General features: G+C 66.0%; 29 protein-coding genes. 23 read left to right on the forward strand and 6 right to left on the reverse strand.

Translation table 11 applies throughout. The features are described from left to right. Positions 1-85 precede the first annotated feature (85 nt). Positions 86-1,120, forward strand: a complete 1,035-nt coding sequence (locus AB0J29_RS25540) for an NAD-dependent epimerase/dehydratase family protein (protein ID WP_364791249.1) — start codon at positions 86-88, stop codon at positions 1,118-1,120. Beyond that, positions 1,113-2,144 carry a lysophospholipid acyltransferase family protein gene (locus AB0J29_RS25545; protein ID WP_364791135.1) on the forward strand — a complete coding sequence of 344 codons (1,032 nt, stop codon included), beginning with the start codon at positions 1,113-1,115 and terminating at the stop codon, positions 2,142-2,144. Before AB0J29_RS25540 ends, AB0J29_RS25545 begins: the two co-directional genes overlap by 8 nt. Here AB0J29_RS25545 and AB0J29_RS25550 read toward each other — a convergent pair. Next, a complete protein-coding gene (locus AB0J29_RS25550; RefSeq protein ID WP_364791252.1) occupies positions 2,141-3,151 on the reverse strand; it encodes an HAD-IB family hydrolase in 1,011 nt (336 codons plus the stop codon). The genes AB0J29_RS25545 and AB0J29_RS25550 overlap by 4 nt on opposite strands. 130 nt (positions 3,152-3,281) lie before the next feature. Here AB0J29_RS25550 and AB0J29_RS25555 point away from each other — a divergent pair, with 130 nt between their 5' ends. The 5 genes from AB0J29_RS25555 to AB0J29_RS25575 all read left to right on the forward strand — a co-directional run bounded on the left by AB0J29_RS25555 (position 3,282) and on the right by AB0J29_RS25575 (position 8,714). Further along, a complete protein-coding gene (locus tag AB0J29_RS25555) occupies positions 3,282-3,542 on the forward strand; it encodes a glutaredoxin family protein (RefSeq protein WP_364791137.1) in 261 nt (86 codons plus the stop codon). Positions 3,543-3,786: 244 nt separating this feature from the next. Beyond that, positions 3,787-4,611 carry a redox-sensing transcriptional repressor Rex gene (locus AB0J29_RS25560; RefSeq protein WP_364791140.1) on the forward strand — a complete coding sequence of 275 codons (825 nt, stop codon included), beginning with the start codon at positions 3,787-3,789 and terminating at the stop codon, positions 4,609-4,611. Continuing rightward, positions 4,608-6,044, forward strand: coding sequence for a glutamyl-tRNA reductase (locus AB0J29_RS25565; protein ID WP_364791143.1), 1,437 nt, complete (start codon positions 4,608-4,610; stop codon positions 6,042-6,044). Before AB0J29_RS25560 ends, AB0J29_RS25565 begins: the two co-directional genes overlap by 4 nt. After that, the gene (gene hemC / locus AB0J29_RS25570; RefSeq protein WP_364791146.1) at positions 6,041-7,078 is read left to right on the forward strand and encodes a hydroxymethylbilane synthase; all 1,038 of its coding nucleotides are present in this window, start codon (positions 6,041-6,043) and stop codon (positions 7,076-7,078) included. Before AB0J29_RS25565 ends, hemC begins: the two co-directional genes overlap by 4 nt. Before the next feature lie 73 nt (positions 7,079-7,151). Beyond that, the gene (locus AB0J29_RS25575; RefSeq protein WP_364500091.1) at positions 7,152-8,714 is read left to right on the forward strand and encodes a bifunctional uroporphyrinogen-III C-methyltransferase/uroporphyrinogen-III synthase; all 1,563 of its coding nucleotides are present in this window, start codon (positions 7,152-7,154) and stop codon (positions 8,712-8,714) included. 117 nt (positions 8,715-8,831) lie between these two features. Here AB0J29_RS25575 and AB0J29_RS25580 read toward each other — a convergent pair whose 3' ends face one another. After that, a complete protein-coding gene (locus AB0J29_RS25580; protein WP_364791149.1) occupies positions 8,832-9,161 on the reverse strand; it encodes a hypothetical protein in 330 nt (109 codons plus the stop codon). Between the two features lie 361 nt (positions 9,162-9,522). Here AB0J29_RS25580 and hemB point away from each other — a divergent pair, with 361 nt between their 5' ends. From hemB to AB0J29_RS25605, 5 genes are all read left to right on the forward strand, one after another. After that, positions 9,523-10,500, forward strand: a complete 978-nt coding sequence (hemB, locus tag AB0J29_RS25585) for a porphobilinogen synthase (RefSeq protein WP_364791152.1) — start codon at positions 9,523-9,525, stop codon at positions 10,498-10,500. A 266-nt stretch (positions 10,501-10,766) separates the two neighbouring features. Further along, entirely contained in the window at positions 10,767-11,477 is a 711-nt protein-coding gene (locus AB0J29_RS25590; RefSeq protein WP_364791155.1) for a hypothetical protein, read from the forward strand. A gap of 323 nt (positions 11,478-11,800) precedes the next feature. Further along, positions 11,801-12,337 carry a hypothetical protein gene (locus AB0J29_RS25595; protein ID WP_364791158.1) on the forward strand — a complete coding sequence of 179 codons (537 nt, stop codon included), beginning with the start codon at positions 11,801-11,803 and terminating at the stop codon, positions 12,335-12,337. Beyond that, positions 12,334-12,600: a hypothetical protein gene (locus tag AB0J29_RS25600; RefSeq protein WP_364791161.1), complete on the forward strand. Its 267-nt coding sequence runs from the start codon at positions 12,334-12,336 to the stop codon at positions 12,598-12,600. Before AB0J29_RS25595 ends, AB0J29_RS25600 begins: the two co-directional genes overlap by 4 nt. Before the next feature lie 141 nt (positions 12,601-12,741). Then, positions 12,742-12,987 (forward strand): hypothetical protein, encoded by a 246-nt coding sequence (locus tag AB0J29_RS25605; RefSeq protein WP_364791164.1) that lies wholly within the window; start codon positions 12,742-12,744, stop codon positions 12,985-12,987. 28 nt (positions 12,988-13,015) lie between these two features. Here AB0J29_RS25605 and AB0J29_RS25610 read toward each other — a convergent pair whose 3' ends face one another. Beyond that, complete coding sequence (locus tag AB0J29_RS25610; RefSeq protein WP_364791167.1) at positions 13,016-13,396, reverse strand: hypothetical protein; 381 nt, start codon at positions 13,394-13,396, stop codon at positions 13,016-13,018. A 190-nt stretch (positions 13,397-13,586) separates the two neighbouring features. Here AB0J29_RS25610 and hemL point away from each other — a divergent pair, with 190 nt between their 5' ends. The 6 genes from hemL to ccsB all read left to right on the forward strand — a co-directional run bounded on the left by hemL (position 13,587) and on the right by ccsB (position 20,102). After that, positions 13,587-14,924 (forward strand): glutamate-1-semialdehyde 2,1-aminomutase, encoded by a 1,338-nt coding sequence (gene hemL / locus AB0J29_RS25615; protein WP_364791170.1) that lies wholly within the window; start codon positions 13,587-13,589, stop codon positions 14,922-14,924. Between the two features lie 146 nt (positions 14,925-15,070). Then, complete coding sequence (locus AB0J29_RS25620; RefSeq protein WP_364791255.1) at positions 15,071-15,745, forward strand: histidine phosphatase family protein; 675 nt, start codon at positions 15,071-15,073, stop codon at positions 15,743-15,745. Then, positions 15,742-16,365 carry a TlpA disulfide reductase family protein gene (locus AB0J29_RS25625; protein ID WP_364791173.1) on the forward strand — a complete coding sequence of 208 codons (624 nt, stop codon included), beginning with the start codon at positions 15,742-15,744 and terminating at the stop codon, positions 16,363-16,365. Before AB0J29_RS25620 ends, AB0J29_RS25625 begins: the two co-directional genes overlap by 4 nt. A gap of 295 nt (positions 16,366-16,660) precedes the next feature. Beyond that, positions 16,661-17,497 (forward strand): cytochrome c biogenesis CcdA family protein, encoded by an 837-nt coding sequence (locus AB0J29_RS25630; RefSeq protein WP_364791176.1) that lies wholly within the window; start codon positions 16,661-16,663, stop codon positions 17,495-17,497. Continuing rightward, positions 17,494-19,131: a cytochrome c biogenesis protein ResB gene (locus AB0J29_RS25635; protein ID WP_364791179.1), complete on the forward strand. Its 1,638-nt coding sequence runs from the start codon at positions 17,494-17,496 to the stop codon at positions 19,129-19,131. The genes AB0J29_RS25630 and AB0J29_RS25635 overlap by 4 nt, the downstream gene beginning before the upstream one ends. 2 nt (positions 19,132-19,133) lie before the next feature. After that, positions 19,134-20,102, forward strand: a complete 969-nt coding sequence (gene ccsB, locus AB0J29_RS25640; RefSeq protein ID WP_364791182.1) for a c-type cytochrome biogenesis protein CcsB — start codon at positions 19,134-19,136, stop codon at positions 20,100-20,102. Positions 20,103-20,370: 268 nt separating this feature from the next. Here ccsB and AB0J29_RS25645 read toward each other — a convergent pair whose 3' ends face one another. Next, entirely contained in the window at positions 20,371-21,036 is a 666-nt protein-coding gene (locus AB0J29_RS25645; RefSeq protein WP_364791185.1) for a hypothetical protein, read from the reverse strand. 290 nt (positions 21,037-21,326) lie between these two features. Here AB0J29_RS25645 and AB0J29_RS25650 point away from each other — a divergent pair, with 290 nt between their 5' ends. Then, positions 21,327-21,941 (forward strand): hypothetical protein, encoded by a 615-nt coding sequence (locus tag AB0J29_RS25650; RefSeq protein ID WP_364791188.1) that lies wholly within the window; start codon positions 21,327-21,329, stop codon positions 21,939-21,941. Between the two features lie 213 nt (positions 21,942-22,154). Here the strand turns inward: AB0J29_RS25650 and AB0J29_RS25655 are convergent, their stop codons facing one another. Together AB0J29_RS25655 and AB0J29_RS25660 are read right to left on the reverse strand one after the other, a co-directional pair. After that, entirely contained in the window at positions 22,155-22,352 is a 198-nt protein-coding gene (locus tag AB0J29_RS25655) for a hypothetical protein (protein WP_329413729.1), read from the reverse strand. Between the two features lie 127 nt (positions 22,353-22,479). After that, positions 22,480-22,689 carry a BldC family transcriptional regulator gene (locus tag AB0J29_RS25660; RefSeq protein WP_062983746.1) on the reverse strand — a complete coding sequence of 70 codons (210 nt, stop codon included), beginning with the start codon at positions 22,687-22,689 and terminating at the stop codon, positions 22,480-22,482. A gap of 182 nt (positions 22,690-22,871) precedes the next feature. On the opposite strand from AB0J29_RS25660, the gene AB0J29_RS25665 reads away from it, so the two are divergent. The 4 genes from AB0J29_RS25665 (at position 22,872) to AB0J29_RS25680 (ending at position 25,221) form a co-directional block, all read left to right on the forward strand. Beyond that, a complete protein-coding gene (locus AB0J29_RS25665) occupies positions 22,872-23,222 on the forward strand; it encodes a DUF4229 domain-containing protein (protein ID WP_364791191.1) in 351 nt (116 codons plus the stop codon). Continuing rightward, positions 23,219-24,304 (forward strand): PLP-dependent cysteine synthase family protein, encoded by a 1,086-nt coding sequence (locus tag AB0J29_RS25670; RefSeq protein ID WP_364791194.1) that lies wholly within the window; start codon positions 23,219-23,221, stop codon positions 24,302-24,304. The genes AB0J29_RS25665 and AB0J29_RS25670 overlap by 4 nt, the downstream gene beginning before the upstream one ends. A gap of 117 nt (positions 24,305-24,421) precedes the next feature. After that, complete coding sequence (locus AB0J29_RS25675) at positions 24,422-24,643, forward strand: helix-turn-helix domain-containing protein (RefSeq protein WP_364791197.1); 222 nt, start codon at positions 24,422-24,424, stop codon at positions 24,641-24,643. Then, a complete protein-coding gene (locus tag AB0J29_RS25680; protein ID WP_364791200.1) occupies positions 24,643-25,221 on the forward strand; it encodes a Clp protease N-terminal domain-containing protein in 579 nt (192 codons plus the stop codon). Before AB0J29_RS25675 ends, AB0J29_RS25680 begins: the two co-directional genes overlap by 1 nt. Positions 25,222-25,290 lie beyond the last annotated feature (69 nt).

Below are 25,290 nucleotides of genomic sequence, written 5' to 3' on the forward strand. Positions count from 1 at the left end.
GCAAATGGAATTTGGGGGGCTGTCACAGTTGGGATCCGGTGCGGTGGGTTCTGAGATACGGTACGGACATACACCCAAGGTGGTGATGGTGACCGGTGCCAGCCGATTTTTCGGTGGCAACGTGATCGCGCGTTTGGCCCAGGATCAGAACATCGAACGCATCCTGGCCGTCGACACCATGACCCCGAGTCGTGAGCTGCAACGGCGCATGGGTCGCGCCGAATTCGTTCGCGCCGATATTCGAAATCCCTTGATTCGCAAGGTGATCGGCGGCAATGAGGTCGATACGGTGGTACACGCCGCGATGGTCACGCATCCACCGGCCGGTGGCGGCCGGGCAGTGATGAAGGACCTCAATGTCCTCGGCGCCATGCAACTGTTCGCGGTCTGTCAGAAATCGCCTTCGGTGCGGCGCGTTGTGGTGCGCTCGACCTCCGCGGTCTACGGATGTAGCGCGAAGGATCCCGCGAAATTCACCGAAGAAATGAGCGCGCGTACCCCACCGAGCGGTTGGTTTGCCCGCGACATGATCGAAATCGAAGGATTTGTCCGCGGGCTGGCGCGGCGGCGTCCCGATATCGCCGCGTCGATTTTGCGTTTGGCGCCCATTGTCGGCCCGCGATTGGCCGGGCGCGGTGTGCAGTATCTGCGTTCACCGGTCGCGCCAACGGTACTGGGGCGCGATGCCAGACTGCAGTTGCTGCACGAGGAGGACGCCATTGCCGCGATGGCGCACGCGGCCCGGCAAGCACCCGGTGGCACCTACAACATCGCCGGGGACGGCGCGATAGTGTTGTCACAGGCCATCCGGCGTGCGGGCCGGATCGAGCTGCCGATCCCGTGGCTGGTCTTCCGCACCGCGGGCCGGGCGCTCATGGGCCCGATCATGCGTGATTTCACTAGTGAGCAGATCGACTATTTCCATTTCGGCTGTGGCCTCGATACCACCAGGATGCGCACCGAACTCGGGTTCGTCCCGCGCTGGACGACGGTGCAGGCATTCGATGACTTCATCGGGGGCGCAGCGTCGCGGCCCGTCATTGATCCAGCGTGGATCGATGCCGCAGAACATAAACTGCTCGGCCTGCTGGGGCCGGTACGGGAGCACACATATGAATGATGTGGCGAAAGTCATCCAACTCCACGATCTGAATATCGAAACGCGCCAGCGCACCACGCCGCGGCGCTGGCCGGAGCGGGTTACCGGCGAGGTCACGCCGAGCCAGGTGGTGACATCGCTGACCGAACGTCTCACGGCCGCCGAGCCGCCGACACCGCGGTCGGTGTCGGATGTGCTGCGCGGCACCATCGGTAAGCAGATCCGCACCACCGCGGATTTCGCGCGCCGTCGGCTCACCGGCGACTATCAGGTCGACGAATTCGGCTTCGATGAACATCTGCTCGAATCGTTGATCCTGCCCGCGCTGCGGCCGCTCTCGGATTATTGGTTTCGCGTGCAGGTCAATGGAATCGAGAATATTCCTGAGTCCGGCGGTGCGCTGATCGTCGCCAACCATGCTGGCACCATTCCGCTCGACGGGCTGATGTTGCAGTTGGCGATCCACGACCGGCATCCGAAGGAACGCGCGCTGCGTCTGCTGGCCGCCGATCTCGTCTTCGAGATGCCGGTGCTCGGCGGTCTCGCCCGCAAGGCCGGACACACCCTGGCCTGCCATCCGGATGCCGAAAGGCTTTTGCGCGCAGGCGAATTGACCGGTGTATTCCCGGAGGGCTTCAAGGGCGTCGGTAAGCAATTCACCGATCGCTACAAACTGCAGCGCTTCGGTCGCGGCGGATTCGTCGCGGCTGCGGTGCGCACGGGCACGCCGATCATCCCGTGCTCGATCGTCGGCTCGGAGGAGATCTATCCGAAGCTGGCCGATATCAAGCCGCTCGCCCGGCTGCTCAATCTGCCGTACTTCCCGGTGACGCCGCTGTTCCCGCATCTGGGTCCGCTCGGTGCGCTGCCGCTGCCGTCGAAGTGGTACATCGAATTCGGCGCGCCCATCGCGACCACCGGCTACGCAGCCGAAGACGCGGACGATCCGATGACCATGTTCGAGGTCACCGACCAGGTTCGCGAAACCATTCAGCAGACCCTCTACAAACTGCTCACCAAGCGCCGCAACCCGTTCACGGGCTAATGCTCGCGGCGTCGGGTGATCGCCGCGGCGACCGCGCCACCGGCGGCGCCGAGTGCCAGCGCCGTCGGTACGCCGATCTTGGCGGCCTTGCGTCCGGTGCGGAAATCACGGATCTCCCAGCCGCGATTCTTCGCCACCTCACGTAGATCCGAATCCGGATTGATCGCCACCGCGGTGCCGACCAGCGACAGCATCGGCACATCGTTGTGGCTGTCGGAATAGGCAGTACAACGCTTGAGGTTCAAGCCTTCTCGGATCGCCAGCGTGCGCACGGCATGCGCCTTGCCGAGTCCGTGCAGGATGTCGCCGACCAGTCGCCCGGTGAACTTTCCGTCGACGCTCTCGGCGACCGTGCCGAGCGCGCCGGTCAGTCCGAGCCGCTTCGCGATGACCTGTGCCAGCTCGACCGGGGTCGCGGTGACCAGCCACACCTGCTGCCCCGCGTCCAGGTGCATCTGCGCCAAAGCCCGTGTGCCAGGCCAGATCTTGTCGGCGATGATCTCGTCGTAGATCTCCTCGCCGAGGGCGGCCAGTTCGGCGGTCGGGCGGCCGGCGATGAACGCCAGCGCCTTCTCCCGGCCCGCGGCCATATCGGTGCTGTTCTCCTTGCCGGTGACCCGGAATTTCACCTGTTTCCAGGCGACATCCACCAGATCGGAGGTTTTGAAGTATTTGCGCGCGGCCAGGCCGCGGGCGAAATGCACGATCGACGCACCCTGCACCATGGTGTTGTCGACATCGAAGAACGCTGCCGCGGTCAGATCCCGCGGCACCTCGGGCCCGGCGGCCTCGACATCGGCTTCGGCGAGTTCGGATTCATGCAGTGACAACGCCGCCTCGGCACTGGCCTCACCGGCCAGATTGGCCCGCAGCTCTTCCTCGCTCGGGCCGAAGGGGCTGCGAGAGATGCGCGCGAGCTGGTCCTGCAGACCCTGGCCGAGCCGACCCTGATTCCACCGCACCGGAAACTCACCGAATCGTCCCGCGATGAAACCAGCCCTTGCCACCTTCGATCGTTCCGGCACCAGTACCTCCGCCCGTCGCGCGAACCACAACCACATTAGCTGGCCGCGGTGACAGTCGAGGCACTACCGCGCGCTCCGATCGGGGCGTTGGCGAGGGGATTTAATATCGGCCATGACCAATCCCACACATTCGGTGACGCTGCTGACGAGATCAGGCTGCGGGCTGTGTGTCACCGCGCTGGAGCAACTTCGGGCGATCTGCGCCGATTTCGATATCGAGCCGTCGACCGTCGATGTCGACGAAGCTGCCGGAACCGACCCTGGCCTGCGCGCAGAGTACGGCGACCGGCTTCCCGTCGTGCTTGTGGACGGCCGTGAGCACAGCTATTTCGATGTCGACGAGCCCCGATTGCGGGCCGACTTGACTCGCTGAAAGATTGCTGATCCGGCCCGATTCCGCCGCGCTGCTGGTCGCGGCGGAAAATGAGGCGAAATTCACCGACTTTGTGAAGGGCTGCACAAGCGGTTACGGTGGTGGCACGCGACCCGCATGCCGAGGCTGCGGAGCCACCGCGTAGTGAACCCAGCATTCCGAATACTTCGACCATGGCACCGGACCGCCCCGAGGTCGAACATGAACCGGACCTCGCCGGAGGCCGGAACGAGGAGCCGACGACGTGACAGAGCAGCATGAGACGCCGAGCGGCGTCTCCGGCAGGGCTCTGCAAAAGGACATCCCGCAGGCCACGGTGGCGCGGCTGGCCACGTATCTCCGGGTGCTCGCCATGTTGGCCGACGACGGTGTTGCCATCGTATCGAGTGAGGAACTGGCTGTCGCGGCGGGTGTCAATTCGGCCAAGTTGCGCAAGGACCTTTCCTTCCTCGGCCCCAACGGTGTTCGGGGTGTCGGCTATGACGTCGCCAAGTTGCGCACCAGGATCGAGGATGTGCTCGGGCTGTCGCAGGGACATCGGGTGGTACTGGTCGGCGCCGGGAATCTGGGCCGGGCCCTGGTGGGCTACGGCGGGTTCCGGCGACGCGGCTTCACCGTGGTCGGCATGTTCGACAGCCATCCCGAGGTGATCGGCAGGTCGGTCGCCGGTCTGGTGGTGCGCGATGTCGCCGACCTGGTCCCCGACGTCGAGGCGTTGAAGCCGACCATCGCGGTGCTCACCGTGCCGGACGACGCGGCACAGGACGTGTGCGATCTGCTGGTCGCCTCCGGGTTGCAGTCGATTCTGAGCTTTGCCCCGTGTGAGCTGACCGCACCGGAGACGGTGGAGGTGCGCCGGGTCGATCTGGCGGTCGAGTTGCAGATGCTGTCGTTCGAGACCGCACGCAATGCGCCGTCGCTGCCCGAGGTCGCGCACGCCGTCTCGTCCAGCCGCATCGCCCACCGCGCGCCCGCGCACACTGCTGCCGGACATCCGGCACTCAAGCACTCGACGACCTCGCATTCGGCAACGGAGCCATCCAGCAAGGGATCGGTGGTTACACCATGAGCATTCTTTTAGTCGGGATTTCGCATCGCAGCGCGCCCGTCTCGATTCTGGAGAAGGTCGCGATCACCGACGCGGACCGGCCGAAACTGATCGATCGAATGCTCACTTCCAGCCATGTGTCCGAGGCGATGATCGTCTCCACGTGCAACCGCGTCGAGGTCTACGCCGTTGTGGACGCCTTCCACGGCGGTCTCGCCGAGGTCGGTGAACTGCTGACCAAACATTCCGGACTGCCGCTGCCGGATCTGACCAAGCATGCCTACGTGCGCTACAGCGAGGCCGCCGCAGAACATCTGTTCGCGGTAGCCAGCGGCTTGGATTCGATGGTGGTCGGCGAGCAGCAGGTGCTCAGCCAGATCCGCGCCGCCTATGCCTCCGCCGATGCCCACCAGGCGGTCGGGCGGACCCTGCACGAACTCGCGCAGCACTCACTGCGTGTCGGCAAGCGGGTGCATTCGGAGACCGGTATCGACCGGGCCGGTGCGTCGGTGGTCTCGGTGGCCCTGGATCGGTCGCAGCAGGTGCTCGGCCCGCTCGCTGGACAGACCGCCGTTGTGCTCGGGGCCGGTGCGATGGGCGGACTCGCGGTGGCGCATCTGTCGCGGGCGGGGATCGGCCGCATCATCGTGGTGAATCGCACGCCGGCCCGCGCCAAGCGGCTGGCCGCGACCGCGCGCCGTCACGGTGTCGAGGCCGAGTCGATGGAATTGTCGCGGCTGACCGAGGCGATGGCGGCCGCGGATGTTGTCATCACCTGTACCGGCGCGGTCGGCGCGGTGGTGACGCTGGCCGATACCCATCGCGCACTCGCCGACCGTGAGCGCGCCAGCGCGGTGGAACGACCGTTGGTGTTCTGCGATCTCGGGCTGCCGCGCGATGTCGAACACGCCGTGGCCGGACTGCCCGGTGTCGCCGTCATCGACATCGAGACCCTGCAGCACGATCCGGCGGCCGGTGCGGCCGCCGACGATACCGCGGCCGCTCGCTCGATCGTCGCCGACGAACTCGCGAAATACCTTGCGGGCCAGCGCATGGCGGAGGTCACCCCGACCGTCGCCGCGCTGCGGCAGCGTGCGGCCGATGTGGTCGAGGCCGAATTGCTGCGCCTGGATTCCCGGCTGCCCGGACTGGCCGATCCGGAGCGTGACGAGGTGGCGCGCACAGTGCGCCGCGTGGTGGACAAGTTGCTGCATGCGCCGACGGTGCGGGTCAAGCAACTGGCCTCCACCCCGGGTGGCGATACCTACGCCGAGGCGCTGCGCGAACTGTTCGAGCTCAAACCCGGTGCGGCGCAAGCGGTCGCGACTCCGATGGAGATCAGTCCGATCGGCGACGAGCACACCGCGATTCGTTTCGTCGGCGATGGCGAGATCGCACTGGCCGACGACTTCACCGCCGGACACCGCGGCGACGAACAAGGGCAGACGGCATGACAGTTGTGCATGAAGAGGAAAACGTGACCGCAGGCAACATTCGCGTGCCGTGGCGGATCGGCACCAGGGGCAGTTTGCTCGCGCTCACCCAGGCGGGCACCGTCCGCGACACCCTGATCGCGGCCGGACACGATGCGGAGTTGGTGGTCGTCAAGACCGCGGGCGATCTGTCCTCGAAACCGGTGCAGCAGCTCGGTGTCGGCGTCTTCACGTCGGCACTGCGCGACGAACTGGCCGCCGGGAATATCGATATAGCGGTGCATTCGTATAAAGACCTGCCGACCGCACAGGATCCACGGTTCACCATCGCCGCCATCCCGCCCCGCGAGGATCCGCGCGACGCACTGGTGGCGCGCGACGGACTGGTGCTCGGTGAGCTGCCCGCCGGTGCGAAGGTCGGCACCTCGGCGCCGCGCCGCGCGGCCCAATTGCGCGCGCTCGGGCTCGGTCTGGAGATCGTCCCGCTGCGCGGCAATCTCGACTCCCGGCTGCGCAAGGTCAGCGCGGGGGAGTTGGACGCGATCGTGGTGGCCAGGGCCGGACTGGCCAGAATCGGTCGGCTCGACGCGATCACCGAGGCGTTGGAGCCGGTGCAGATGTTGCCCGCGCCCGCGCAGGGCGCGTTGGCGGTCGAATGCCGCAGCGATGACTCCGAAATGATCAAGATGCTGACCGAATTCGACGACGCCGCGACCCGCGCGTCCGTCCTTGCCGAACGGTCGCTGCTGGCCGAACTGGAGGCCGGTTGCACCGCGCCGATCGGCGCGATCGCCGAGATCGTCGAATCACTCGACGATGACGGCAGAATTGTCGACGAACTCTCGCTGCGCGGTTGTGCGGCGGCCGTCGACGGTTCCGATGTACTGCGAGCATCCGTGGTCGGCGCGCCCGAGCGCGCAGCGGAGCTCGGCCGCGAGTTGGCCCGGGAACTGCTCGATCTGGGCGCCCGTGAACTGCTCAGCACACCGGAATCAGCGGTTAACCCGCCCGCCACTGACTTTTCCAATTCCAGCCCAATGGAGAACAACCAATGAGCGAGCGCAGCGAGCGAATCAACAGCACAGCGCCTCTGGCGATGGCCGTGCCGAGCGCTAGCGAGGTGCGGGCATGAGCCGAGCATCCAAGAAGCATCCAGGTCGGATCCTGTTCGTCGGGTCCGGGCCCGGCGACGCGGCACTGCTGACAGTGCGCGCGCGCGAGGTGCTGGAGCGGGCGACATTGGCATTCACCGATCCCGATGTCGACAAGGGCGTACTCGCCCTGATCGGTATCGCGGTCGAGCCGGGCGAGGATGGTGAACATCCGGTGGACGTGCGCCCCGCGCTCGGAGACCCCACCGAGGTGGCCAAGACGCTGATTGCCGAGGCCCGCGCCGGGCACGATGTGGTCCGGGTGGTCGCGGGTGATCCGCTGACCACCGATTCGGTGATCGCCGAGGTCAATGCGGTGACGCGCTCGCATATGGTCTTCGAGGTGCTGCCGGGGCTGCCCAACGGTTCCGCGGTGCCGAGTTTCGCCGGTATCGCGCTCGGCTCCGGACACACCGAGGCCGATGTGCGTGGTGAGGTCGACTGGGCCGCACTGGCCGCCGCACCTGGCCCGCTGGTGTTGTCGGCGACCTCGGGTCATCTCGCCGAGACCGCGAGTGCGCTGGTCGAGCACGGTATGGCGCCGCAGACGCCGGTCGCGGTGACGGTGCGCGGCACCACCCGACAGCAGCGCACCATCGAGGCCACCCTGGCCACGCTCAACAGCGCCGCCTCCGAATTGGTCGGCCCGCTGGTGGTGACCATCGGCAAGGTGGTCGCGCAGCGGTCGAAGATGTCGTGGTGGGAATCGCGGGCGTTGTACGGCTGGACCGTGCTGGTGCCGCGCACCAAGGAGCAGGCATCCGAGATGAGCGAGCGGCTGGTCACCCACGGCGCCATTCCGATGGAGGTGCCGACCATCGCGGTCGAGCCGCCGCGCAGTCCGGCGCAGATGGAGCGCGCGGTCAAGGGCCTGGTCGACGGCCGCTACCAGTGGGTGGTGTTCACCTCTACCAACGCGGTGCGCGCGGTATGGGAGAAGTTCGCCGAATTCGGTCTGGACGCACGGGCCTTCTCCGGTGTGAAGATCGCCTGTGTCGGCGAGGCCACTGCGGATAAGGTGCGCTCGTTCGGCATCAACCCGGAGCTGGTGCCGAGCGGTGAACAGTCCTCCGAGGGGCTGCTCGCCGACTTCCCGCCCTACGACGATGTTTTCGACCCGGTGAACCGAGTCCTGTTGCCGCGCGCCGACATTGCCACCGAAACCTTGGCCGAGGGTCTGCGCGACCGCGGCTGGGAAATCGACGACGTGACGGCCTACCGCACGGTGCGCGCCTCGCCGCCGCCGGCCGAGACCCGCGAGATGATCAAGACCGGCGGCTTCGACGCGGTCCTGTTCACCTCGTCCTCCACGGTCCGCAATCTGGTCGGTATCGCGGGTAAGCCGCACGCGCGCACCATCGTTGCGTGCATCGGCCCGAAGACCGCCGAGACGGCCATCGAATTCGGCCTGCGCGTGGATGTGCAGCCGGAGGTCGCCCAGGTCGGTCCGCTGGTCGAGGCATTGGCCGAGCATGCGGCTCGCCTGCGCGCCGAGGGGTTGCTGCCCCCGCCACGCAAGAAGAGCCGCCGCAGCCGCTAGATATCCGTGGCCTACCCGGTTGGGCGGCGAGGGCTGTTCCGAGCGACCTGCAAGCAGTCACTCGCGTCGGCCCCTCGCCGCACAACCGGAGCCGCCGCAACCGTCGAACTCCGTTGATCAGCGGCTGTAGCGCATCAGTGTCCGCACCAAGCGACAGGTGGTATCGGACGGCGGTCGGATATCGATGAGTTCAGCTGTGCGCCGGATCCTTTCGTTAGTGGCCTGGCTCGGCAGGTGAATCCCGGAGTCCAGCAGGGCGATGGTCAGACGCATCGCCTTGAGTCGCCGATTATGTGAGATGTACCACTTACGCGGCCGCCCGGCGGGCAGCGGCCGCTTCTGCAGCGGAACATAGGGACGATCGATAATCTTCGACTCAGGTGCGGTTTTGGGCACGGTGGCGTCCTCCCATCGCAATCGGGAACCTGGCGCGATTCCCTCGAACACTCTTTCGATTTTACTCCTGCCCACCGACAAAAACACTCGCTCACAAGGGCTTTCGGCTGTGTCTGATGTGCAGCGCATGCGGCGCGGCGTGTTCGCGGCCCCCTTCTGTCTCGCGACTGACCCTTTCGAGCGACCTGCAAGCAGTCGCTAGCGGCGCGGCCGAGACTCGCGACTTCGTCGCATGCGCTTCGGCCACTCGGCCGCGAGACGGGCCGCGAACGTCGCTCGTAAGACTCGCTCCGTGGTGGCTGAGTAATCGCCGAAGCTCGCGGTACCGCCGCATCATCTTTCGGATGGTGCGGGCGGTTTCACGCACCCGCCGCTTGTGACGCGCATTCGGGCCGGGCGTATCGTGCGGTTCATGACCGGATTGGACCGCCCGCGGCGGTTGCGCCGTACTCCCGCCCTGCGTCGTCTCGTGGCCGAAACAACTCTCGAGCCACGGCAACTGGTGCTGCCGATGTTCGTCGCCGACGGACTGGAGGAGCCGCGCGAGATCGGCTCCATGCCGGGCGTGCTACAGCATTCGATGGATTCGCTGCGCAAGGCGGCGGTCGACGCGGTCACCGCGGGGGTGGGCGGGCTCATGCTCTTCGGCGTGCCGCTGCCCGAGGACAAGGACGCCACCGGCAGTAAGGCCAGCGATCCCGACGGCATTCTCAACCGGGGTCTGCGCGCGCTCGCGGACGAGGTCGGCGATTCGACGGTGGTCATGGCCGATACCTGTCTGGACGAATTCACCGATCACGGGCATTGCGGCGTGCTGTCGGCGGACGGTGCCGTCGATAACGACGCCACGCTGCACCGCTACGTGGATATGGCGCTCGCCCAGGCCGAAGCCGGTGCGGGTCTGCTCGGTACCAGCGGCATGATGGACGGCCAGGTCGGTGCGATCCGCCGCGGCCTGGACGCGGTCGGGCGCACCGATACCGGCATCCTCGCCTACGCGGCGAAGTACGCTTCGGCGTTCTACGGTCCGTTCCGTGAGGCGGTCGCCTCCACACTGGAAGGGGATCGGCGCAGCTACCAGCAGGATCCGGCGAACCGCCGCGAGGCGATCCGGGAATTGCAACTGGATCTGGCCGAGGGCGCGGACATCGTGATGGTCAAGCCCGCGATGTCGTATCTGGACATTCTGCGCGATGTCGCCGACCATTCGACGGTGCCGGTGGCCGCGTATCAGATCTCGGGCGAATACGCGATGATCACTGCCGCCGCTGAGCGCGGCTGGATCGACCGCCGTGCCGCCATCCTGGAATCGCTGATCGGCATTCGCCGGGCCGGCGCGGATATGGTGCTCACCTACTGGGCGACCGAGGCCGCGCACTGGTTGTCGTGACGAATCCGCTCAGACCCGAGGCGCCGGGGTCGGCGTCCGGCAATCCGAAGTCGTTCGAGTCCGAGTCGTCGAGCCCGGAATCGGCCATCACACAGTCATCCGACCCCGAGCCGGGCGGTCCGAATTCTCCGGATCGCGAGTCGGGTGGGGCGGAGTCGCACGGTTCCGTGTCATTTCCAGACGGCGTGCATCCGACCGAGTCGTATCCACCTGAGCCGCAGGGTGCTGAGTCGGCTGTTGGGTCACCGGGTGCCGAGGTGCCCGGGATGTCGGATTCGAATCCGCCGGGCACGGGTCCTACCGGCGCACATCCGCCTGGGTCGCTTTCGCTCGATGTGCATCCGCAGGGTGTGCATCCGCCTGGCGCGCTTTCGTCCGGACCGTATCCGCAGGGTGCGATTCCGCCGGGAACGTATGCACCGGGGCCGTATCCACCGGGGGTGTATCTGCCGGGGCCGGACCCGCGCGGGCCGGTCGTCGGCCCGCCACCGCGGCCGGAACCACCCGAGGATATTCGGACGGCGCGGCAATTGTGGTGGGGCGTAATCGGATTCGGCATTGTGCAGATGATCGGGTCGGTTGTCGCGGCGTTTCGGCAGCGCCAGGATTTCGCGCAGAAGATGTACGACCAGGCGCATGTCAGCGATCCGAATTTCACGATGGCCAATGCGGAGCTGATGGTCTCGTTGGCCTTTGTGATCGCTGTGGTGATCGGGTTGGCGCTGGCCGCATTCGCTGTGCTGTTCGTGCATCAGTTGGTGCGCGGAAAGCTGTGGGCACGCACGCTTTTGACCGCCGTGGGCGTCTGGCTGGTGCTGGTCGCGGTCGGTACCCTGTTCGCGCTGGAAGCGGTGACCGGGGCGGCCTCGCTGGTGGCCGGTGCTGCGGCGATCGTGCAGGGCGTGCTGGCGGCGGGTGCGGTGTATCTGAGTCACCGTCCGGACTCGACCGCATACTTCCAGGTGAATCGAAGGTGAGCGGCCGTCCGCGAGTTTGTCAAGAAATCGGCAACATGTATCGTGAGGGTTGTCACGGAGGACATGGGAACCAGAAGTCGTTTGTTACACGTTGTCTTACGCTTGGTAAGTACGTCGACCAGATGGTTCCGGGAGATCGGAGGCATCGATGCGAGTGGTGATCCAACAGCCGCAGAGCATTCGACGAGATCTGCTCGTCCTGAGCTTGCTGATCCTGTTCGCATTGATCACCGTCGCGCTGCTGATACTGCCCGGCGCGGTCAGCTGATCCCGGGCCGGATATCGATTCCCGTCGCCCTGCGCGGCGCGACCGGGAGCACGGTGTGACGGCTTCCGGGGATGACGTGACCATCTTGTTCGCCGAACCGGGCGCGCGCTGGCGCTCGGTGGCCTACGGGCCGCTGTTGTGTCTGGTCGTGCTGAATCTGGAATTGGTGACCGCTGCCCAGGTGCACTGGTTCGCCCTTGTTTTCTGTGCCGCGCTCATCGCGGGTTTCGTTGTGCTGCAGGTGATCGCGGGGCAACGGCATGTGAGCGTCGAGTTGACCCCAGCCACGCTGCGTGAAGGCACCGAGACCCTGCCGCTGGCGGCGATCGATGCGGTGCTGCCCGAGCGGGACGAGGGCTCCTGGGATGATGAGGATTGGGAATCGGCGCGTTCGCTCGGCGAATTGAGCGGGATACCACGCCGACGCACCGGCATCGGGCTGCGGCTCGTTGGTGGTGACACGGTGCAGGCGTGGGCGAAGGATCACCGCAGACTGCGGGCCGCACTCACCGAAGCACTCGGCGGGACCGATGCCGACCCGCCCACGCGGACCGAGGAAACCGAAGACAGCGAGAAGGGAGCGGATCGTTGAAACGCTTGATCGCGCTCGGCGACCGGATGCTGACGGCATTGGTCGAGTTCACCCTCGCGCTCGGCTGCGCGGTTCTCGCGGTGGTGAGCTGGCGCACCGGGTTGATCACCACTACCTCCGCGCCGTCGGGTGACGTGCCCGGCTTCGACGCCACCCGCTACAGCGCTCCGTGGTTGGTGCTGGCCGCCGTCCTGGTCACGGTGTCCGGTGTGCTCGCCATCGATGCCGTCGCGCGCACGGTGCGTGCCGCGCGGGCGCGCTGACCAGAGACAGCCCTGCGCATCGGCCGCGACCGCACAACCGGGCAGGTGCCGCGGCCGTGCGGTGCAATGGTCCGCATTCGGTGAATGCTGTTGTGGCCGTTATGCTTTCGGCCAGCATCCGAATTGTGTCAACTGGGAGAAATGCTTGTGATTCGTTTTGCCGGGAAAGTGTGCGCGGCGGTCATCGGGGCGGCCGTGATCGGTGCGGCGCCCGCATGGGCCGCGCCGGGACTGCCGTTGGAGCCCGCCGCTCAGACCGACACTTCGGCTGGGGTGGCCCAGCCCGCGCCGATCTTCGTGCCTGATTCGGGTTCGGCAAGTGTGTACAACAACTTCATGTGCCAGTTGCACACCGTCTCGGCCTCGGCGCCGTGCATGTACGCCTGAATCGAACCACCCTGCCGGCTGCCAGCCGCTAGCTCCAGTTCTGATAGACGTCCAGCACGCGGCCGTTCCTGGTGCCCGGCGCGTTGAGGTACAGCGTGACGGTGCCGTCCGGATGGTCGGCTGCCTCCATGATGACCTGGCGCAATGAGGCGTGCACACCGCCGTTCTCGTCGCGGTGGATCTCGGTATCGCCTTTGAGTCCGGCACCGATCCGGTTGAGCGGTACCACCATGGTCACCAATGCGGGCAGCGGTCCGTCGCCGAGGGCTGTGGTCTCCGCGTGATCCAGATGTAGCCCGACCCGGTCGGGCTGGCTGAGCGGATCCGCGGCGGCCGCTGTCCCGGTGCCGAAGGTGACGGCGGCCGCGAGCGCGGCAATGATCGTGGCACTGATGACGGTAAACCGCATTGGATCCTCCCGCTGGGTTGGATGGTGCGACGACGCACCGACATTACGCACCAGCAATCGGTCAGCGATCGATATCGGCCGCAACCATGATCGGCGTGTTGCGCCGGTTCGCGCGACCGAGCTGCGGTCTGCGTCACTCGACTACACCCTGTCGTCGACTCCTTCCAATAGGGCTGAGACACTGGATGTCGTGAGTTCTTCTCCGCGCGTGACCAGGGCATCGGTGCCGGTCTCGGCTCAGCTCTTCGACCGGGCCGCCTCCGTGATTCCGGGCGGTGTGAATTCGCCGGTGCGGGCTTTCAAGTCCGTCGGCGGTACACCGCGATTCATCGCATCGGCCAGGGGCTACACACTCATCGATGTCGATGGCAACGAATACGTCGACCTGGTGTGTTCCTGGGGTCCGATGATTCTCGGCCACGCGCATCCCGCGGTGGTCGAGGCGGTGCAGCGCGCGGCCGTCGGCGGACTATCGTTCGGCGCGCCGACCGAGGCCGAGATCGAACTCGCCGAGCTGATCGCCGAACGGGTGGCGCCGGTGGACCGGGTCCGCTTGGTCAACTCCGGCACCGAAGCCACCATGAGCGCGGTCCGGTTGGCACGCGGCTACACCGGTCGCGCCAAGATCATCAAATTCTCGGGTTGCTACCACGGCCATGTGGACGCACTGCTCGCCGATGCCGGATCGGGTGTCGCGACGCTCGGCCTGCCGACCTCGCCGGGCGTTACCGGCGCGCAAGCGGGCGACACCATCGTGCTGCCGTACAACGACATCGACGCCGTTGCCGCCGCCTTCGCCGCGCATCCGGGTGAAATCGCGTGCGTTATCACCGAGGCAGCCGCGGGCAATATGGGTGCCGTCGCACCGCTGCCCGGTTTCAACGAAGGCCTGCGAAAGCTGACCGCCGCGGACGGTGCGCTGCTGATCATGGACGAGGTGATGACCGGATTCCGGGTGAGCCGGTCCGGCTGGTTCGGTCGCGACGGTGTCGCCGGTGACCTCTACACCTTCGGCAAGGTGATGAGCGGTGGACTGCCCGCCGCCGCATTCGGCGGGCGCGCCGAGATCATGAATCACCTTGCGCCGCTTGGTCCGGTGTATCAGGCGGGCACCCTGTCCGGAAACCCGGTCGCCGTCGCCGCTGGGCTCGCCTCGCTGCGGGCGGCCGATGAGGCGGTGTACGCCGCACTCGATCACAATGCCGAGCGACTGGGTGGTTTGTTCACCGAGGCGCTCGCAGCGGCGGGGGTCGAGCATCAGGTCCAGTTCGCGGGCAATATGGTGAGCGTGTTCTTCGCCGACCGTCCGGTCACCGACTACGCCGCCGCCAAAGCCAGCCAGACCTGGCGCTTTCCCGCTTTCTTCCACGCACTGCTCGACGGCGGTGTGTACGCGCCGCCGAGCGCGTTCGAGGCATGGTTCGTCTCCGCGGCGCTCGACGAGGACGCATTCGACCGTATCGCCGCCGCCCTGCCCGCCGCCGCACATGCGGCCGCGGCAGCCACCCCCGAAGGATCCCGCGCGTGAGTTCCGACCAGCCAGATTCAGAAGTGCGCGAACTACCAGATACCTCCGCTGACGAGTTCGAAATCGTCGATCGGTCCGATGCCTCGAATGCCGACGAGACGGTGGAGCCCGTCGCTGCGGCTGCCCCGCGTACTTCCGGCATCGTCATCGGCCCGCGCGGCGACGAGTCGGTCGATGCGGCGGCGCACGACACCGTCGAGACCATTGTGCATGTGCTGCGACACGGCGAGGTGCACAACCCGAAGGGCATTCTCTACGGTCGCCTGCCCGGATTCAGCCTCTCGGTGACCGGTCGCGCGCAGGCCGGTGCGGTCGCACGGTCGCTGGCCGATCACGATGTCGCGCTGGTCATCGCCTCGCCGCTACAGCGGGCGCAGGAGACCGCGGATCCGATCGCGCGCCAGCACGGGCTGCTCGTGCGCACCGACGAGAACCTGATCGAGGCCGGCAATACCTTCGAGGGCCTGCGGGTTTCGGTCGGCGACGGTGCGCTGCGTAAGCCGAGGCACTGGTGGAAGCTGCGCGATCCGTTCACCCCGTCCTGGGGCGAGCCGTATCTGCAGATCGCGCACCGCATGCTGGCCGCGGTCAATAAGGCCAGGGTCGAGGCGGCCGGACACGAGGCGGTGCTGGTATCGCATCAGCTGCCGGTCTGGACGCTGCGGCGGTTTCTGCAGGGCCAGCGGCTCTGGCACGATCCGCGGCACCGGCAGTGCTCGCTCGCCTCGCTGACCTCACTGGTCTACCAGGGCGACACCCTCGTCGACATCGTATACTCCGAGCCCGCGGGTGGTTCGGATCCCACGGTGCACGGCGCATGAGAACTTCTTCCCGGCCGTCGGCCCGGCGTTTCGCGCTGGTCCTCTTCGCGTGCGTGGCCCTGGTGGCCGCGCTCGCGGGGTGTTCGACCGGGAAGGATGCGGTGGCCTCCGGCGGTACGTTCGAATTCGTCTCGCCCGGTGGCAAAACCGATATTTTCTACGATCCGCCCGCCGCGCGTGGCACCATCGGCGAGCTCGCCGGGCCGGATCTGATGACCTCGGGCAAGACGACCTCGGTCGCCGATTTTCCGGACAAGGTCATCGTGCTCAATCTGTGGGGGCAGTGGTGCGGGCCGTGCCGCGCCGAGGCGCCCGCGCTCGAAAAGGTCTACGAGGCAACCAAGGACAGGGGCGTCGTCTTTCTCGGCATCAATGTCCGTGATTTCCAGCAGGACAAGGCGCAGGACTTCGTCATCGACAACAAGGTCGGTTATCCGTCCGTCTACGACCCGTCCATGCGCACCCTGCTCGCGCTCGGCGGCAACTTCCCGACCAGTGTCATTCCCACCACGCTGGTGCTGGATCGGCAACATCGGGTCGCCGCTGTCTTCCTCCGGTCGCTCTTGGCGGAAGACCTCCAACCAATCGTCGAACGCATTGCCGCGGAAGGGTCGCAGTGATACCACGCAAGCCGTTCGGCCCATGCCGTAATGACGTCCCGCTCAATAGCGAGCGGTAGGAAGGTGCCATCGTGAATCGCGATCGCCGTACTCGTAGCCCGCGTGCCTGTCGCCCGCGGCAGGCCGCCCGTCTCGTTCGCGGTGTCTGGACGGTCGATGACCGGTGGGTCGGCGTCGCCGCGGTACCGCGCAGCGCCGCAGCCGATTCCATGATGGACTTCGCTCCCCCCGCGACGAATACTGCTGCTGCGCCGGTGCCCGAGCGCGCCGATCGACCCCCGCTGGAGTCCGACTGATGGTGTTTGCCGCAGTAGGTGATTCGTTCCAGCAGACGGCGGCGACGGGGCCGTTGTTATTGGCGCTCGGCGCATGCGTACTGGCCGGACTGGTCTCGTTCGCCTCGCCGTGCGTGGTGCCGCTGGTGCCGGGTTACCTGTCCTATCTCGCCGGGCTGGTCGGTGCCGAGGCGCCGCCCGCTACCGCGGCGCAGGCCGAGAGCCTCGGCGGCACCGTGGTTTCGGTCGATCGGGCTGCGGCACGTACGGGGCGGATCCGAGTGGCCGGCGCGGCCGGTTTGTTCGTCGCGGGCTTCACCGTGGTGTTCGTGCTCGCCACCGCAACGGTTTTCGGCGTCATCCAGACCCTGAACGTGAATCGTGAACTGCTGCAACGAGTTGGCGGTGTCATCACCATCCTGATGGGTTTGGTGTTCATCGGCCTGGTCCCCGCGTTGCAGCGCGATACGCGAATGGAGCCGCGCAGGCTCACCAGTATTCTGGGCGCTCCGCTGCTCGGCGCGGTCTTCGCGCTCGGCTGGACACCGTGCCTCGGGCCAACGCTGTCCGGGGTGATGGCGGTTTCGGCCGGCACCGAGGGCACCACGGCCGTGCGCGGCGTCGCGCTGATCGTCGCCTACTGCCTCGGCCTCGGACTGCCGTTCGTGATCCTGGCCTTCGGTTCGGCGAGTGCGTTGCGCGGCGTCGGTTGGCTGCGGCGCAATTCGCGCACCATTCAGATCATCGGGGGCATATTGCTCGTCGCGGTCGGGATCGCGCTGGTCACGGGGGCGTGGGACCAGTTCGTCGCCTGGGTGCGCGATGCGTTCGTTTCCGAGGTGACACTGCCGATATGACCGTGCTCGACAGACCCGAGGCGCCGGTGACGCGGCCGAAGCAGTCCCCGGTCGGGCGTGCCTGGGCGCTCGTGCGCAATGCCTGGCGCGGCCTGACCAGCATGCGCACCGCGCTGGTACTGCTGTTCCTGCTGGCCCTGGGTGCGATTCCAGGTGCGTTGCTGCCGCAGCGAAATCTCAATGAGGGCAAGGTCGAGCAGTACATTGCCGACCGCCCGACACTCGGACCGTGGATGGACCGGTTCCAGCTGTTCGACGTGTTCTCCAGCTTCTGGTTCACGGCAATCTATGCGCTGCTTTTCATTTCGCTCGTCGGCTGCATTCTGCCGCGCTGCCTGGATCATTATCGCGCGTTGCGCACGCCGCCGGTTCGGGTGCCGCGCAATCTGTCTCGACTGCCGCACCACCACTGCGAGACCGTCGACGGCACACCGGACTCCGTGCTCGAATATGCGCGGAAAGAACTGCGCGGCTGGCGAACCGAGGTGCGCGACGGTACTCGCGAAGGCGAGATCACGCTCTCCGCGGAGAAGGGCTACACCCGCGAGCTCGGCAACCTTGTCTTCCACCTGGCTTTGGTCGCGCTGCTCGCCGCTATCGCGGTCGGCAAGTTCTTCGGTTACGAGGGCAGCGTCATCGTCATCGCGAACAACGGTCCCGGCTTCTGCACGACCTCGCCCGCGGTCTTCGACTCGTTCAAGGCGGGCAACGTCAACGACGGCACCGGTATGGCGCCATTGTGCGTGCGGGTCAAGGACTTCAAGGCCGACTACCTGCAGAACGGCCAGGCCGAGATGTTCACCTCGAATATCGAATATCAGGCCGGCGGCGATCTGCACAGCGATACCTGGCGCGATGCGCAGATCCAGGTGAACCATCCGCTGCGGGTCGCGGGGGACCGGTTGTACCTGCAGGGCCACGGTTACGCACCGACGTTCACGGTGACCTTCCCGAACGGGCAGACCCGCACCGAGACCGTCCAATGGCGGCCTGATAATGCGCAGACCTTCCTGTCCAGCGGTGTGCTGCGGATCGATCCGCCCGGCGGCATGTACGCGACCGACGAAGAGCGCCGCAAGAACCAGATCGCCATCGAGGGCTTGTTCGCGCCGACCGCGCTGCTGCACGGCAGCCTGCTGACCTCCTCGTTCCCGAGCATGAACGATCCGGCCGTCGCGGTGGACGTCTATCGCGGAGATACCGGCCTCGATACCGGTAAGCCGCAGTCGCTGTTCGCGCTGGATCCCGAGCAGGTCAAGCAGGGGCGACTGACCAAGGAGGCCAGGGTCAACCTGCGTCCCGGCGAGTCGACGACGCTGCCCAATGGCACCAAGGTCACCTTCGACGGCGCGCAGGAATTCGTGAATCTGCAGGTATCGCACGATCCGGCGCAGCAGTGGGTGCTGGTGAGCGCACTGGCCATGATGGCCGGGTTGCTGGTGTCGCTGCTGGTGAAGCGGCGGCGCATCTGGATCCGCGCCTATCCGGCCGATGACGAAGCGGGTATCGTCGACAAACGACGCACCGTAGTAGAGATGGGCGGGCTCGCCAGAACCGATCAGGCGGGCTGGGGCGGCGAATTCGATCGCCTGCGCAAGCGCCTGCTCGATGACCAATCCGCCACGGGAGAGTGACCATGCCGATCGACGAGACCATCGCCCAGTACAGCGATCTCGCCTTCAAATCGGCGATCGTCGTGTACGTGCTGGTGCTGGTGCTGCTGATCGTGCAGTACGCGGCGGCGCGGACGCAGCAGGTCGTCGCGCGTGAACTGGTAACCGTCGGCGGCGGTTCCGATCGTCCCGCCGGGCCCGGCCGGGTCGAGACGCCGCAGGCCAGGCCGTTGTCCGAACGCGCGGGCAATATGGCTTTCTCGGTGTTGTTCGTCGCCGTCGCCCTGCACGTGACCTCGATCGTGTTGCGCGGCTTCGCAACCCACCGCTTCCCGCTCGGTAACATGTATGAATTCGTCACCATGGCGACCGCCGCGGCCGCCGTCGTCGGCATAGTGTTCCTGCGTGAGCAGCGCTATCGTTCGATGTGGGTCTTCCTGCTCGTACCGATCCTCATCCTGTTGTTCCTGGCCGGCACCGTGCTCTACGCCGACGCGGCACCCGTTGTGCCCGCACTGAAGTCGTTCTGGCTGCCCGTGCACGTCACCATCGTCAGCATCGGCAGCGGCGTCTTCCTGGTCTCCGGCATAGCCAGCCTGCTGTTCCTCTACCGCCTGCGTCAGCCCGAAGGCGCCGAATCCGGCAATATCCTCGGCGTCATCGCCCGCCGCCTCCCCGACGCCCGCACTCTCGACCGCCTCGCCTACAAAACCACCATCATCGGTTTTCCCCTCTTCGGCGCCGGCGTAATCCTGGGCGCCATCTGGGCCGAAGCCGCCTGGGGCCGCTTCTGGGGCTGGGACCCCAAGGAAACTTGCTCCTTCATCGCCTGGGTCCTCTACGCCGCCTACCTCCACGCCCGCGCGACATCGGGTTGGCGCGACACCAAGGCCGCTTACATCAATATCGCCGGTTTCGTCGCGATGCTGTTCAACTTGTTCATCATCAACATCGTCATCAGCGGGTTGCACTCGTACGCCGGGCTGAACTAAAGGGCGTTAGCTGCGCTGATCACTCCGTTGCGAGCAGCGACGCGCGGTAGCGCCGGAGGTCTTCCAGCCATTGCCGTTGCCGAACACCTTCACCAGCGGTGAAGTCGACATCTGCGGTCCACGGGCCAGCCGTTTCGCCAGATGCGCAGACCGACGAACAGCCGAGCAGAATTGCGACGCGTAGATGCGGGATGCCGTGGTGACCACCGCACGCTGATCGTTCTATCGGCAACGTGTAGGCCCAGGCATTTCCGTTGTGGCCCAACGCCTACAACCGGTAGACGCAGACTACGAATTGGCGTTGGTGGTAGACGATTCCGCGGTCGCTGGAGGAGCAGACGTTGACGTTCGTGGTGTTCTGTTTGATGTCGATGACGCGGATCGCGTCGGGGACGCCCTTGGTGTCGCAATCGAGGCGCTTGGGGTTGTCCTTGTTCGGATCCATGCAGCCGCCGATTACCCAGTCGATGTCCAGGCAGAGGGCAGCGCGGTTGATGCCGCGCAGGGTGTCGTCGAGTGTGCGGTCGGCGTCGCCGGGGCAGGCGGCGTTATCGGGCGCCTTATCGATGACCTTGTAGCCAGAAGTGGCGCTGCCGCAGGCGGTCTTGCCGAGGGTGGGGTTGTCGCCGCTGCCGCCGATCTCGACGCAGTCACCGACGTCCACCTTCAGGCCGCCCGCGATCTTGTCGAAGGTGCTGCGGATGGCAGAGGTGGTCGGTGGGGCCTCGGGGGTGGTCAGCGGCAGCTCGGGGAACGCCGGTTCCGCCGCCGTGGTCGGTGTGACGTCGTTCTGGGCAGCGGGCGATGGGCTGCTCATGGTGGACTTGTTGTTGCTCATCGACATCGCGGCGACCGCCACGACGGCTGCGGCCAGCGCGGTTACAGCTATGAAGACCGTCAAGGTGAGACCCGCACGGACACGTTGACGCGACACCTGTGACGTCCTCCAGGGCTGTTCGAACTCGCACGCCGAGATCCGAAGTTGAAAATTGGATAGCGAGAAATCACGTCATGCCTACACCATCCGATGCGGTGCGTCGAGTCATCCCATTCTTGGGGACAGCAAAATACATGTGTGAAACGATCATGGGTCGAATATTTGGATAACAATCAAATAACGATACCTCCCGGATGTTTCCCAAATATCGTGCAGGGCAACAAGCTACGTGGCGCTAGACGCGTCAACCGGCTACCTGGGCCGGTGCTTGTCAGAAGGAAACTTTGATGAAGTTCGGCACGTTCGCCGTCACCCTCGTGTCCATCGCCGCCGTGGGAATCGCGGCCGGAACCGCGAATGCGAAGCCAACGGAAGTTGCCAAAGAGGTGTCGGCCTCCGGCGTCGAGCAGGGAATCGGTTACCGCACAGTGGCTTCCGACACCCCGGATGCGCACCGGGTGCTCACCACTGTCGTCGACAGTGGCAAGTTCGAACTCGCCGACAACGGCACCAAGGTCGAGCTCAAGTCGGACGCCGGTGCCGTCGTCGCGGAAGTCCCCTTGACCTACCAGCTCTCCGGCACCCATGTCGCGGTCGACCAGACGATTTCCGATGACGGCCGAACCCTCGCTCTCACACCGAAATTGACCGCCAAGAACATCGGCGAGATGCAGCCGGTCAACTCCATGGCCCGCCTGACCGACGAAATCAACAAGAACATTATCGGCGTGGTCCTCGGCGGCGCACTCGGCCTCATCATCGGCGCTATCGTCGGCGTCTTCTTCTTCAGCCTCATCACCGGCCCGATCGGCGCTGTTATCGGCGCGATGGCCGGTGGCTCCATCATGGGCGGGCAGTCCTTCATGGACGCGTTGATGGCCGTCATCAACGGCGAGCCGTGATCGTTCGAGCTGCCGAACATACGTCGAGAAGCATGACGGCGGCCTCCGATCATTTGCGAGACTGGCGTCAGCGGTAGCAACCGGTCGCGGAGGCTTCCCCACGGCACGATTCAGCGTCGGCGCAGCAAAATAGACCGCGCGGTCAATATGGTTGCACGACTGAGAGATTCGCGTCCGGCTGCCGGAAAGCCCGGCGAACCGGGCGCAACTCACTCAGCGTTCGGCGGATCCGTCACCGTCACGATGCTGGCGCGAAATACGCCAGAGGAATTCGGGGTCGTCGTCGGGCCCTTTGATGCGCTTGCGCTGCGGCGAACGCGTGGGCGGTCCGGCGGTCTTCTCGGGGCCGAACGCCTTCCAGCACAACACCGCGACTGCAACTACCGCGATGAGTGCCAACAGGTACGTCACGTCGCTCACCTCCTGCTAACGAGGGTAGTCGCGTGCGTAGCCTTCGAACACCGCAGAAACGAAATTGGTGGGTGCGGGCCCCTGGACAGCGAGACTCGGCTCACAGCTTTGGGCCCGCGAACCATGATCAGCGTGCGGTCGCCTCGGTGGTCAGCGACTTGAGCAGCTGGAGTACTTCGGATTCGCGGAACCGGCGGTGCCCGCCCGGTGTGCGCAGCGACCCAAGGCGCCCGGCGTGGGCCCAGCGGGTGACGGTCTTCGGGTCGACGTGGAACATGGCGGCAACTTGGCCTGGGGTCAGCAGAGTGTCCTGGCCGCCGACGGTGATCGCAGTCATAGCAAACCTCTCCGTTCTCGACAGTTCCCTCATCAGATGGCGCCATCGTCGCACTGCAACCCCTAGGTACTCGAACCACCTACAGTTGGTAAAGGGGAAGTAATAGACAAAACGGATACGCGCCCCTCCTCGACAGCAGGTATCGCCGAGGCTGGGCAATAGCTTCGCATAGGCTGGACGGCGTGAGTGACGCAACTCCACCACCGGGTGAACCCAAACAGCAAACCGCTGGCGCCGGCGCGCGGCTGGCCCGCCATCTGGCGCTGTACACGCTCGCCAGGCTGGGGCTGGTCGTCGTCATCACCGCCGCGGTCATCGGTGTCGCCTGGCTCATCTCGGTGGAGATCCCGCTGGTAGTCGCCGCCCTGTTCGCATTGATCATCGCGATGCCGCTGTCGCTGACGTTGTTCAAGAAGTTGCGCGCTCGGGTCAACGAGGACATCGCGGTCGTCGACGCGAAGCGTCGCCAGGACAAGGCGCAGCTGCGCGCCCGGCTGCGCGGTAACGACAACCCGACCGGTTCGGCCTCGTGAAGTCCTGCGATCGCAGTACGCCACGCGCCTGGGTCGACAATGCCGTGCGGCTCATCGAGGCCGACACGCAGCGCAGTGCCGACACCCATCTGATCCGGTATCCGCTGCCCGCCGCCTGGCAAGTCCAGCTGTACCTGAAGGATGAGTCGACCCACATCACCGGCAGCCTCAAGCACCGGCTGGCGCGGTCGCTGTTTCTGTATGCGATCTGCAACGGCTGGGTCACCGAGGGCACCACGGTGGTCGAGGCGTCGTCCGGTTCGACCGCGGTCAGCGAGGCGTATTTCGCCAAATTGCTCGGCCTGGATTTTGTCGCGGTGATGCCGGCGAGCACCTCGCCGCAGAAAATCGAGTTGATCGAAGCCCAAGGCGGCCGTTGTCATTTCGTGCAGCGCCCACCGGATATGTACACCGAGGCGGTGCGGCTGGCCGCCGAATGCGGTGGCCACTACATGGATCAGTTCACCCATGCCGAGCGCGCCACCGATTGGCGCGGCAATAACAACATCGCCGAATCCATTTTCCAGCAAATGGAATTGGAGGCGCATCCGGTGCCGGACTGGATCGTGGTCGGTGCGGGTACCGGCGGCACCAGCGCCACCATCGGCCGCTATATCCGCTATCACCGCTACCCGTCGAAACTGGCCGTGGTCGACCCGGAGAACTCCGCGTTCTACGGCGGCTACGAAACGGCCGACGCCGGTTATCAGACCGGAATGCCCTCGCGCATAGAGGGAATCGGCCGCCCGCGGGTCGAGCCGTCGTTCGTCGGTCAGGTGGTGGATCGGATGATCGAGGTTCCCGACGCCGCATCGATCGCCACCGCCCGGCTCGCGAGTCGGGTAATCGGCCGCCGCGTAGGCGGTTCCACCGGAACCAATCTGTGGGGTGCGTTCGCACTCATCGCCGAAATGATGTCCACCGGTCGTTCGGGCAGCGTGGTCACGCTGCTCTGTGACGGCGGAGATCGCTATGCCGGAACGTATTTCGACGACGCCTGGGTCCAGGCGCAGGGGATGAACCTCGCCGAGCCTGCCGCGATCCTGGAGAAGTTCGCCGCGACCGGCATCTGGTCCGGCTAGCACGCGATGCTGCAACCCCGTCATCCCGGCAGCGCCGGGGCGTCGGGGTTTTCTCTTGCGGCGAACCTCGTCAATTTTTGTTGACAACACCAGCGTTCGTCAATCAAAATTGACGACATGACTGAAGCAACCACACTGGCGGCCGCCGCCGGCAGTCCGGACCCCAGGGTCGGGCTGCGCGCGGTACTCGCGCTGCGTCGGCTGCTCGAACGGCTGGAGGGGATCCAGGTGACCAATGCCCGCGAACAGGGCTGGTCCTGGCAGGCGATCGCCGAGGCGCTCGAGGTCAGCAAGCAGGCGGTCCACCAGAAATACAACCGGAGAGGCGGGAACCGCTGATGTTCGAACGGTTCAGCAGGTCGGCGCGGACGGTGATCGTCATCGCCCAAGAAGACGCGCGGGAATTACGCGCACCCAAGATCGAGGTGGAGCATGTGCTGCTCGGTCTGTTGTCACAGGGCGAGCCGGAATTGAAGGCACTGCTCGAAGAGGCGGGCCTCACTCACCGAGACGTGCAGGAAAGCCTCAGCCGACAGTCCAAGGGCCAGCCGCTCGGCGCGGAGGACGCCGAGGCGCTGCGCTCGATCGGCATCGATCTGGACGCGGTGCGCGAGAGCCTGGAGGCGACCTTCGGCGAGGATGCGCTGGAACGGGCGGTGCCCGAGCAGCGGTCCCGATTCGGCCGCGGCCGCGATCGGAATTGGGGTCACCTTCCGTTCGCCAGGGAGGCCAAGAAGGTGTTGGAGTTGGGATTGCGAGAAGCGCTGGCCCGTAAGGACGGGTCCATCGAATCCGGGCATCTGCTGCTCGGCATTCTGCGCGCGCCCAATGCGACCACCACCCGCATCCTCGGCGGTCCGCAGGCGATCGATGCGCTCCGACCGAAGGTGCACGCGTTTCTCGATCGTGCCGCGTGAGGGGGTGGGCATGTGCGCGCCACCTGATTGGCGCTTTGTGGCAGCACATACCCGCCCGTCGGGCCTAGC

Source organism: Nocardia sp. NPDC049707 (assembly GCF_040674855.1).
Classification (GTDB): Bacteria; Actinomycetota; Actinomycetes; order Mycobacteriales; family Mycobacteriaceae; genus Nocardia.